Consider the following 2,064-nt stretch of genomic DNA (forward strand, 5'->3'; position numbering starts at 1 on the left):
TTTGAGGTGGCGCGCTTCGGCGCCGAGCGCGTGGAACTCAACGTCGATTTGGCGCCCGAGTGCGAGAACATGATGGTTCCGTCGTTCCTCATTCAGCCGCTGGTGGAAAACGCCGTTCAGCACGCTATGCCCTCCGAGGGCAAGCTCACCATCACGGTGACTGGCGAGGTCGAGGGCGACGACGTGTATCTGCGCGTGAGCGACAACGGCACGGGCATGACCGAGGAGGCGCGCCAGGGCATTATGCATCCCAAGGAAACTAAGGGAATCGGCATCGCGGTGAAGAACGTGCATGACCGCATCGTTGGGTTCTTCGGGCCGAACTCGTATATGGACGTGCAAAGCGAGCTGGGCGTCGGCACCACGGTGACGCTGTTTTTGGAAGGATGCGCCGCCCAGACGAAGTCCCAGGTCGCTGCGAGTGATGCGGAAGCCCTGCGCCGGTAGGGGAGGAAGATGGATCCCGAAGAGCAGACATCCGACCTCTATGACATCATCCAGGGCGTCGTTCACGTCGAGTGGCTTTCCACTGCGCTGACGGTGGCGATTGCGCTCGCTTTCACGGCGCTCGTGGCTCGCGCTGTGACGAAGGTGCTGCGCCGCGTGCTCTCGCATGACAATTCGCCGCTGCCCTCGTCGAGCATCTTCATCAACATTGCCCGCATCGCTGTGTGGGCCATCGGCATCAGCGTGGTGCTGTCAAGCTGTTTTGGAATTGACGTTTCTGCGGCGATCACCGCGCTCGGCATTGGCGGCATCGCCATCTCGCTCGGCTTCCAGGACACGCTCTCGAACCTGATCGGCGGCGTGCAGGTCAGTATTACCGGGCTTGTGGAACCGGGTGACTACATCGAGGTCGGCGGTCAGCGCGGTATCGTGCGCGACGTTACTTGGCGCCACACCTCGCTTGAAACGCTTTCGGGCGAGCGCGTGGTGGTGCCGAACTCGGTGATCAACAAGTCGTCGCTCACGCATTTGCCGCCGCTTACGAAGGTGGTGGTACCCCTGCTTGTCACCACGGGCGGCGCAGACCTTGACGCCGTTGCCGCGAAGATTGCCAAGGCAGCAGGTCAGGCAGCGCAAAAAGTGGGTGGAGGCCTGTCGCGCGAGCCGCAGGTGCTCTTCACGGAGGCCATGGAGTACGGCTATCGCGCAAGCCTCATCGTGTGGGTCGAAGACGGCGACAAGCATTCCTTGGTGAAAGACGCCGTCGTGCGCGCCGTCGCGCCTTATACCATGGCATAGATCAGGGTTGCGCGCGTTCAGACGCGCTTTCGTGAAGGAAACCATCGTGCGCGCCGTCCCCCCTCCATCGCGGCATAGAGGTCGCGCGTTCGATTGTTCGCTCTGCGCCGGCGCGTGATTGTCGGGGCAACTCCTCGGCATCTGCCTGATTGCATCGTGCTGTTCTATCTGTTATATTACCAATAGAACAAAAATAGATACGCTGAGAAACCGGCTCGCCCAGCAAATCAAACCTATCAATTATGCGAGGAGGCACCTGTGATCATTCGAATCGATCAATCGGACGAAGCCCCCATCTACCTGCAGATTCGCGATCAAATCATCGAGGGAATCGCGCGTGGTGAGCTCTCCCCGGGCGATAGTCTGCCGAGCGTTCGCCAACTTGCGGCTGATTTGGGCATCAATCTCCACACGGTTAACAAGGCGTATGCCGTCTTGCGGGACGAGGGGTACGTTGCCATGCGGGGGCGCAAGGGCGCTTTCATCGCAAACGAGCAAAGCATCGGCGCGCCAAGCCATCAGACCATAGACGACGAACGAATGGCGAGTGGGATTTATCGTCTGGCTCTTGAGCATCGCGCGCGAGGCGGCACACCAGAAAGCTTCATAGTTATCGCGAAATCCCAGGTCAAACGTGCATTTGAAAGTGAAAGGGACTCAAGAAGCAAAGGCAGCTTGTCCCAAAAGGAGGTCGGCAATGACTGATTCCCTCACCCTGATGGTGTTTCTTATCGCAATTGTTTTACTCTCCGGAGCGATTCTCGCCGCAACGCCGTGGTTCATGAAGAAAAACGAGTGCTTCGCGGTGACCATCCCCGA

The 2,064-nt window shown here is 59.4% G+C and carries 3 protein-coding genes; all 3 read left to right on the forward strand.

Annotated elements, in window-relative coordinates; translation table 11 throughout:
* The coding region (locus tag Q0D41_RS10015) for a sensor histidine kinase (RefSeq protein WP_294378832.1) at positions 1 to 447 on the forward strand (447 nt) is incomplete at its 5' end.
* A 9-nt stretch (positions 448 to 456) separates the two neighbouring features.
* Positions 457 to 1,245 (forward strand): mechanosensitive ion channel family protein, encoded by a 789-nt coding sequence (locus Q0D41_RS10020; protein WP_294378836.1) that lies wholly within the window; start codon positions 457 to 459, stop codon positions 1,243 to 1,245.
* Positions 1,246 to 1,503: 258 nt separating this feature from the next.
* Positions 1,504 to 1,950, forward strand: a complete 447-nt coding sequence (locus tag Q0D41_RS10025) for a GntR family transcriptional regulator (RefSeq protein WP_294378841.1) — start codon at positions 1,504 to 1,506, stop codon at positions 1,948 to 1,950.
* Positions 1,951 to 2,064 lie beyond the last annotated feature (114 nt).

The organism is uncultured Slackia sp. (genome assembly GCF_934630525.1).
Classification (GTDB): Bacteria; Actinomycetota; Coriobacteriia; order Coriobacteriales; family Eggerthellaceae; genus Slackia.